The following is a 7,771-nucleotide window of genomic DNA, read 5'->3' as shown; positions in this document are numbered from 1 at the left end:
CTATTGCAGAAGGCCGGAACGACGCCCGACACGAACGAAACTGCAAAGCAATGAGGGGGTCAGTCCTTCGTTTCGCCCCAGGGGTCAAATCCTCACTTCGCTTGACAAATGGAACCGGGCGACAATGCAGGGGTAGGCCTGGCTGTCAGCTAGGGCGCGCCATCAGGATTGAGCGTACGTGAAGGTCTGCTCGACGATATACCGAGAGATAACGGTCGCCTTTGATCTCGTTTGAGTGTTCAGTTGTGTCCGGTCGACGGTCTGTGTTCGGAACCTGACACACTGACGCGCAAGTATTCCGCGCCGCGGCGCGTACACATGGTTTTGCCCCCTTACTGTCACAACCTCTTCGTTGGCTCGCCGATTGCAGCGACACCGCGGAGGATCATTATGAAGTTTGTGATCTGGCGGTCTCCGGGCGACGAGGTCCATATGAAACTTGCTCAAATGATCCAAGCAATGCGATACTGCACTGTTGAGTGCTGTCCCGCCGATGGATGCTTTGTCGAGTGCGGCGCGGGTGCGGCTGTCGTTCGCCCAGCTTTGTTTCCTTTCCCGTCTGTGGGGCCGCAGCGAGGCCTCTCAATCCAGATGGGGCTTCAGCCTCGCGGCGAACTGTTCCAGCGAATCGGGCCGGCCGACGTCCGCCTACCGCTGAAACGGGTCGATCTGACGGCGGCAGCGGATATGGAGGCGACGCTTGCGGAGCTGATGCGCCACGAGGCGCGGGCCGCGTTCGACCTGGAAGCCGGGACCGCCAATCCGCGGGCGACTGGCGCCTGTCGGCGGACGACCATGCACCACCGGGTCTCGGATGGCTGGTCGCGCAAGATCATGAAACGCGAACTCCGCGAGCTCCACGCTGCGGCAAGGGGGGCGCGCGGACCGGCTGACGCCGTTGCCGGTGCAGTATGCGGACCTACTACTACGCCCTTTGGCAGCGCCGTCCGCTGGCAGGCGATTGGCTCGCTCCGTCAGATTACGTTGTTCCAGTCCTCGCCCTGCGCTTGGCCTCCGAAGATTTCACAAACGTGCTCGGCCGAGATGGAAGCGAAACGCTCTGCCGGCTTCGCGACGGTGGTTGGTGGCTCCGGTCGTCCTGACGTTGACGACTTGCCAAGTGCGTTGGACCTCCTCCTGCGGTTCCCAGAACTGTGCTGGTGGGGGCCGCCTGCAAAAGAAAAGATCGCTATTTCTGACGGCAGGAGCAGGAAAAGCCCGCTCGCCTTGGCCGGCCGTAGCGGTGGGCACGAGGGGGATCCAGAAAACTGTTCCTATAAGCGATCAAATCAGAGGGAATGAAGATGACAGCAGGCAAACATCAAAGGAGGAACTCATGCGAGTAGCTATCGTGACGAACGGTGATTTTAATGGTGTAATCAACCGGTTCGGTCACCCTTATCCGCAGCCGCCCCAGGCTTGGCCGCATTGCGACGCGGTAGAAAACGTGGTGGCGGCACTGCAAGAGGGCGGCCACGAGACGCTGTTGTGTGAAGGCGACAAAGGACTGCTCGCCAGGCTCGAGCGGTTCATGCCACCTGATCCGCAAGGCCGCCCCTCGGGAATCGTCTTCAACTTAGCGGAGGGAATTCAGGGTGAAATGCGTGCAACCCACGTTCCTGCCATGCTTGAGATGGCCGGTGTTCCATACACTGGATCTAGCCCGCTCGGGATTGGGCTGACGTGCGACAAGATCATTACCAAAATGCTCATCCGGGATCAGGGCGTGCCGACGCCGAATTTTCGCGTGATGCGTCGCGGAACCGAGAGTACCAACGACCTGCGATTCCCAGTGGTAGTGAAGCCACGCCGGGAAGACTGCAGCTTCGGATTGCAGCTCGTTCATGAACATTCTAAGTTGAGTCAGGCCGTAGAAATGATTGTCACGCAGTATGCGCAGGATGCGTTAGTGGAAGAATACATCGAGGGGCGGGAAATCTTGGTTGCGCTGCTCGGAAATGGGGAGCTCGAGATATTGCCTCTAGTGGAGAGGGACTTCGGCGAGCGCGAAACGCGTGTTATGAATTGGGATGCGAAATACCTTGCGGCCGCAGCGGTGCCGCAGATTTGCCCGGCGCAAGTCGAGAGTGGGCTTAAGACAATGTTACGGGAGATTTCGGTTGCGACCTTCCGTGCCTGCCACTGCCGGGACTATGCCCGCGTCGATTGCCGGATCGATCGCTCCGGCCAGCCGTTTGTCCTAGAGATTAACTCGATTCCAGGGCTCACTATAAGCTCCAGTTATGTCACAGCCGCAACGACCGCCGGACACAGCTTCTCAAGCTTGGTCAATCGCATCCTCAATGTTGCCCACAGCCGGTGTTTCGGAATCGGCATCCCCTAGGTGCGGCAGTGGGCCGGCCTTCATGAGCCCAGGGCTCCGAACTCAGATTAACAAGATGACGAAGAGGCACTCTCAGGACTTCCGCGATCCGGGCGATCACCTCCGAGTGATCAATTGCTCGTATACGAGTCCTCGGTTGGGAAGGGCCTGTTTACCGTTGGATCGAAAATGTGAGATGAGGAGGAGAACACCGACGCGCAGAGCGGCAAGGCGCTCACCTACCGCCCTGCCAGGCACCGTTAGCTGCCCTGCTGCGGGTTCCATCAAGCGCTGGCAGGGTGTCGCCGGAAGGTGATAGCGCTTGCGCACTCGGGCGCCGTCACGCGCCTTTTCCGCCAGCTTGAATGAGGGCTGGAAGAAGTTCACGAACAGCCGAACCGTCGAATAGAGCTGCGCAAGGGCTGCAGCGGCTTCAAGCCCCTCCAGCCGACGATACCCGACACTGCGCTGCACCCACGGCGCCGTTCTTCTGCTCGACGAACGCCTGATCGTTCTTGCGGTAAGGGCGGCAGCGGGTGAACTCGTTGCCGGCATCCAGACAGTAATCGCGTATCAGTCTCGTTCAGGAACACGCTGTCTTGTCTGTCGAACCCGAGAAGGCTTTCCCTTGTGGCAACGGCGGCCGAGTTGGGCTGGCTTCATATGATGCAATCGACGAGCGCGAACATTATCGGCCTCGGCGATCACGTGCCAATACGGATCGTGTCCAGCAATAAACGCGCGCGCCGTCGATCGAGAGAGGAGAAACGATACGCAAGTTCGTGGCCGGGAAGCTGCACAACGTCTATGTCACTGACGTCAACATGGACTATCACTGCTCGGTCACGCTTCCCCGACCATTGCGAATGGGCCGCATCCTGCCGATCGGTTGGTGGAAACCTGAAAAAGAACTCCGGCGCGCGCATCTTGATCTATGTGGTCTTCGGCGAGCATGGTTCGCGCTGCTGCATGCACAACGGCGTAGCCGGCAGGCACCCGCCAGCCAGCAGGTCCCGACATTATCTGGCACGAGGGGCGAACTGCGCCCGCATGACGGCGCATCACCGCTAAGGCGGCGCAAAAACGCCGCCGCCGCCAACACAGCATCACCCTCAACGACGGAACCGTAGCCTCCGCACGCCGAAATGCAGGTAGCTCGAGGGGACCAGTTTGCAATATGAAGAGGCATCCAGAGTTGAATGGAGCCGTATGACCGAAGGATTACCGCGGATTTCCCGGCGTATTATTTGCGCGAAAGAGCAGCGAACTATAGGCCGAGGGCTGTCCAGCCATCCTCGACCCAAACGGTTCGCTAACCGCTGCAGGATACATTCGTTCGTGGATTTGGCGCGCCAGGGAAATGGCGCGTTCATAATCGCTGTGCAAGTGCACTCGCAAAGCGGAAGAATCAAGCTCTGTCACCGCGGACCTTGATCCAATGGGGACGGAGCTAGTGTTCGTGCGCGCGACAAGCCGCAGGGCAAAATCGATGTCGCTTAGAATGCATATGCCCACGCCGTGGCTGTCCTCCACCCGGATCGCGTTGATCTCGTGTCGAGCAAAAAGCGCGCAAAGGTTGTCGCATTCTTGAAGGCTGGCGCACGATAACACTGGGGCGTCGCGAGCCACTGTCACGGAACAGGCGTTTCCATGGCCTGTTACAAAAGTGCCCGCGACGGCTCCGTCGCTGGTGAGCGATTTGCAAACAATGGTGACCCCGTGCTTTTCGGCGTAGTCCACCGCCCTGTGGTGCAGTACCTTTGCGCCATGTCGCGACATCTGTAGGATCGTCCGATAGGCAATCTCCGGAATCAGTTGTGCTCCTGGGACAAGACAAGGGTCTGCTGTATAGATGCCCGGAACATCCGAGTAGATTTCGCAAGCGTGCTCCCCCAACATGGCCGCGATTACGACAGCTGTCAGATCAGAGCTGTTTCTGCCGAGCATCGTTAACCTGCCAGACTGGTCAATTGCCTGGGCGCCCGCAGCAATGACGACGTCATGCTCCTGAAACGCTGCAATAGTTGGCTTAGGATCTACGCTGTCTATTGACGCGCGACCGAAGTCTGAATTTGTACGTATCCCGAGGGAATAGGCGTTCAGGGACATTACGGGAATCCCTAACCGGCTGACGGCGGCCTCCAAGAGGCAGGTACTGAGCATCTCTCCGGTTGCGAGTGCCGCATCGAGGTTCGATGGTGATGCTTGGTTGTTGACGTTGAGCATGACTGCTTTCAAGTTGCCAGTGGTGCCCGACATCGCGCTGACCACCGCAACGATTTTGTTTTTGCCAGCCGCCAGTCGGTCGGCTATGTGCCCAGCAACTCGACCGTAGTCTTTGGGATGCAGAAAAGAAGAGCCGCCGAATTTCAGAACCGTCGCGTTCATGTTCCACCAGTCGCGTTTGTTGGGATTGCAGCTGTGCGATGATGCCCGAGGGGTTAAATCCTCACTTCACTTGACAACCCGGGCCTGCTCTGAGACCCGCCATTCTCGCCGCCTGATCCGGAGCGCTTTTCTTGCCATGGGTTTTTGGGATCAGAGGTTTCGTGCTGTGCGGCGGCCTGAGCTGAAAACAGTCATCAGCTTTTTATCCGTGCCTGGTCTCAGACTTCGCGGCGAAGGTACCATTGTCAGCGCTTGGCAGTCGCAAAGATTCTGTAAACTTACTTGAAGGCGGTGTTGCAACGTTTTGGTACCGGCCGCGTGGCACGAAGCCTCTCGACAAATTTCGAAGTGTTCCGGTGTTCAAAGGTCGCCAGTTGACCAGTCAGTGATCCGCTTTGCGTGCGCGAGTACCTGGTCTACGATCTCGGCCTGCGTGATCTTGCTTCTTCGGCGATGTCGCCTACCTCGCAACGCCTGATGCCTTCGTCTACCTGCTCGCCGAGGCTCGTCGCCATCAAAGGGTAGTCTATGCCAAGCCGCCCTTCAGCGAACTCCCCAATGCGTACCACCAGCACCGAGGCTAGTCTCCTGCCGGGCTCCCCTGCGGATTGCTTTCCAATAAAATGTCGTCACGCGGAAGGCTGGTGGTTGTGGTGTTACCGAAGTATGTCGGTTTATTTTCGTTTCGGGAGATTACACGAGCTATATCTCAATATTGTAACGGAAATGTAATGTAACATTCTCAAGAATCACCTTTTTCCTCCTGCATGTCGCTGGTACAGTGGCTCTTGAGGATGCCAATCTTCTTTTTCTGCTACCCATCTTGAAGTGTCGGTAGATTGTCATGCAGAGCGTCGATGCAGGACCGGCAGCAGCCAGGTCAGGAATTGCTGACCAACCCGCCGGGCAGATCAAGCCGAGAGGAGTGGACATATGTTCCGCTAGAGGACGTCGCCCTGATTGCCTTATTTCTAGGCGCATTCGCATGGTCAAACAACCATGCTCAGCATAGCGGCAAGGAACACTTTGTGGTTCAGCTGCGGCCATTGCGCTCCCATGAATCCATTGCCGCACCCATCTGCCCTTACACGGAGTAACTGTTATGAACACCTTGGATCAGCAGACACCACCGGAGCAAGCTGCACGAGAGCGCATGAAGGAATCCCATGCCCTCGATGGCGACCCCAGCCGGTTGGCCCATTTATATCGCGGATGGGCGAGTGCCTTCGATGTGGATCAGGCCCGCGTCGGGTACTGCGGGCCGATGATCGTGGCGGAATTGGCAGGTGCCGTGCAGACGGCCTACTTGGCCGGGCACCGAAATGCCATCGCAATCCTGGACGCTGGCTGCGGAACAGGGCTCGTCGGTGTGGAACTGGAACGCCTTGGCTTCCGGTTGATTGACGGCTTTGATCTCTCCGAAGAGATGGCCGAAAAGGCCCGGCAAACCGGCGTCTACCGCCATGCCAGAGGCCATGTCGACCTTAACGGGCGGCTCTCCGACTACTCCAGTGCGACCTACGATCTAACGGTCTGCTGCGGCGTCCTCACGCTAGGACACGTCCGACCGGATGGGTTGCGCGAGCTGGCTCGCGTCACCCGCCCGAACGGCTTCATCATTGCAAGCACCCGCAAGAGCTATGCGGAGACGACATCCTTTGAAGTCCAGGTGCAGCATCTGCAGGATGAGGGCGTCCTTATGCCGGCGCAGTGTCTAAGGGACGGCAGATACGTCGCCGAGGAGGACGCGCACTATTGGGTGTTCCAAGTGCCCGAGAAGACCAGCGTACCAGAGGAGCTGAGGCCATGACGACGCTCCCGCAAATCTTGCTGTAGAAACTGACAGCCGATCCGCATCAAGCTCATTCCGGACGGCTCGGGCATAAGGGAGCGCAAGAGATCGACTGCCCCTCAAAGGAATTCGTCGCGCATATCGGCTGGAAACGGCCTGCCTATCGTCCGCTCGAGCGCAGTGGCGATTGTCTGGTGTCGTCGCTCCCTCCGCCGCCTTTCCGTCAAGCGAAAGAGTTGTGGTCAGATTCTTCACCCATTCTACCACCACGCCCCCAGCGTGTTTGGACCGGGACATCGCGAACAGTTTTGCTATCGCCCCAAGGCATTGAGGTCGATGGTTCCTATTTTCTGATGTCTGAACCAAGCCTCAAAGACGCCGTCTCTGGCGGTTGGCCTAGTCGACGGACTTTCCTAACGCATGGTGCCGCCAAGCATGGAGACGAAGCCATGCTGCTGTACGCAACGCAAAACATCGCCCTTGGTTGGGTATTCGAACGGCTCGACAGTTTCGGGATACTGGCATGGCGAGGCTTGGTAGCGGTCAAGCGGCAAGTCGCAGGTTTAAGTTGCTTACTCAGCGGGTCTTCAGAACCGAAAGGCCACCGAGGGTCACCTATCGGAAGGACGACGGAGTTGTCGGATTCCGAACATGTCATCATCATGTACGGCTTTAGCAAACCGAGAGTTTTATCAGCAGAGCTATCCTGCTGTTTCGAAAAGAGTTGTTCGTTTGGCACGGTACATGCTTGGCTGTTTGCAACGGTGCCAAGAGCGCGTGATGATGTTAGTTGGGGAGCAAAAAATGGATTTGCGGCTTGACGGCAAGGTAGCAATGGTCGCGGCCGCCTCCAGCGGCTTAGGTCTGGCCACAGCTGAGGAGTTAGCCAACGAAGGCTGCCGCCTGTCCATATGTGGACGGGATCCGGCGCGGCTAGAAAGAGCCGTGGATCGGTTGCACAGCAAAGGCGCCGAAGTGCTGGCACGCGCAACCGATGTCACTGACTGCTCGGATGCGGCAGGTGGGTTGCAGAAACAGCAGAGCATTTTCGGTGTATAGACATCTTGGTAACCGAATTGCGGTGGCGTTTCTGCCGGGCCACCATCGGCCATGACGCCGAAGGATTTCGACGATGCCTTTGACCGCGTGCTTTTACCTTCGATAAATCTAGTTACGGCTTCCCTGCCGTATCTGCGGCGCTCGCGGGCGGGGCGAATATTGATGCTCGCTTCCGAGACTATTGTAAAGACCCCGGTACATTTCGCGCT

General features: G+C 58.0%; 5 protein-coding genes and 3 pseudogenes. 4 read left to right on the top strand and 4 right to left on the bottom strand.

The annotated features are described in order from the left end of the window. Window positions 1–390: 390 nt before the first annotated feature. Window positions 391–1,302: a hypothetical protein gene (locus tag NKH01_RS34680; protein ID WP_353024689.1), complete on the top strand. Its 912-nt coding sequence runs from the start codon at window positions 391–393 to the stop codon at window positions 1,300–1,302. A gap of 34 nt (window positions 1,303–1,336) precedes the next feature. Beyond that, window positions 1,337–2,344, top strand: coding sequence for a D-alanine--D-alanine ligase family protein (locus NKH01_RS34675; protein WP_353024688.1), 1,008 nt, complete (start codon window positions 1,337–1,339; stop codon window positions 2,342–2,344). 252 nt (window positions 2,345–2,596) lie between these two features. Here the strand turns inward: NKH01_RS34675 and NKH01_RS34670 are convergent. Both NKH01_RS34670 and NKH01_RS34665 read right to left on the bottom strand, forming a co-directional pair. After that, a pseudogene (locus NKH01_RS34670) lies at window positions 2,597–2,946 on the bottom strand (transposase); the annotation flags it as partial. 598 nt (window positions 2,947–3,544) lie between these two features. Then, window positions 3,545–4,711 (bottom strand): amino acid kinase family protein, encoded by a 1,167-nt coding sequence (locus NKH01_RS34665; RefSeq protein WP_353024687.1) that lies wholly within the window; start codon window positions 4,709–4,711, stop codon window positions 3,545–3,547. Between the two features lie 1,102 nt (window positions 4,712–5,813). Here NKH01_RS34665 and NKH01_RS34660 point away from each other — a divergent pair. Next, the gene (locus tag NKH01_RS34660; RefSeq protein WP_353024686.1) at window positions 5,814–6,521 is read left to right on the top strand and encodes a class I SAM-dependent DNA methyltransferase; all 708 of its coding nucleotides are present in this window, start codon (window positions 5,814–5,816) and stop codon (window positions 6,519–6,521) included. Window positions 6,522–6,625: 104 nt separating this feature from the next. Here the strand turns inward: NKH01_RS34660 and NKH01_RS34655 are convergent. Both NKH01_RS34655 and NKH01_RS35415 read right to left on the bottom strand, forming a co-directional pair. Beyond that, window positions 6,626–6,785, bottom strand: a pseudogene (locus NKH01_RS34655) (glutamate dehydrogenase); the annotation flags it as partial. Window positions 6,786–6,814: 29 nt separating this feature from the next. Further along, window positions 6,815–6,892 (bottom strand): annotated as a pseudogene (locus NKH01_RS35415) (hypothetical protein); the annotation flags it as partial. A gap of 415 nt (window positions 6,893–7,307) precedes the next feature. On the opposite strand from NKH01_RS35415, the gene NKH01_RS34650 reads away from it, so the two are divergent. Then, window positions 7,308–7,562, top strand: coding sequence for an SDR family NAD(P)-dependent oxidoreductase (locus tag NKH01_RS34650; protein WP_353024685.1), 255 nt, complete (start codon window positions 7,308–7,310; stop codon window positions 7,560–7,562). The last annotated feature ends 209 nt before the right edge of the window (window positions 7,563–7,771 follow it).

This window comes from Mesorhizobium sp. M1403 (genome assembly GCF_040317695.1).
Taxonomy (GTDB): Bacteria; Pseudomonadota; Alphaproteobacteria; order Rhizobiales; family Rhizobiaceae; genus Mesorhizobium.
The sequence above is the reverse complement of the archived record's forward strand: the minus strand, read 5'-3'. Positions and strand labels throughout refer to the sequence as shown.

Bases quoted from the DNA above. Each gene is read 5' to 3' on its own strand.
- NKH01_RS34680 (WP_353024689.1), top strand. From the start codon at position 391: ATGAAGTTTGTGATCTGGCGGTCTCCGGGCGACGAGGTCCATATGAAA.
- NKH01_RS34675 (WP_353024688.1), top strand. From the start codon at position 1,337: ATGCGAGTAGCTATCGTGACGAACGGTGATTTTAATGGTGTAATCAAC.
- NKH01_RS34665 (WP_353024687.1), bottom strand. From the start codon at position 4,711: ATGAACGCGACGGTTCTGAAATTCGGCGGCTCTTCTTTTCTGCATCCC.
- NKH01_RS34660 (WP_353024686.1), top strand. From the start codon at position 5,814: ATGAACACCTTGGATCAGCAGACACCACCGGAGCAAGCTGCACGAGAG.
- NKH01_RS34650 (WP_353024685.1), top strand. From the start codon at position 7,308: ATGGATTTGCGGCTTGACGGCAAGGTAGCAATGGTCGCGGCCGCCTCC.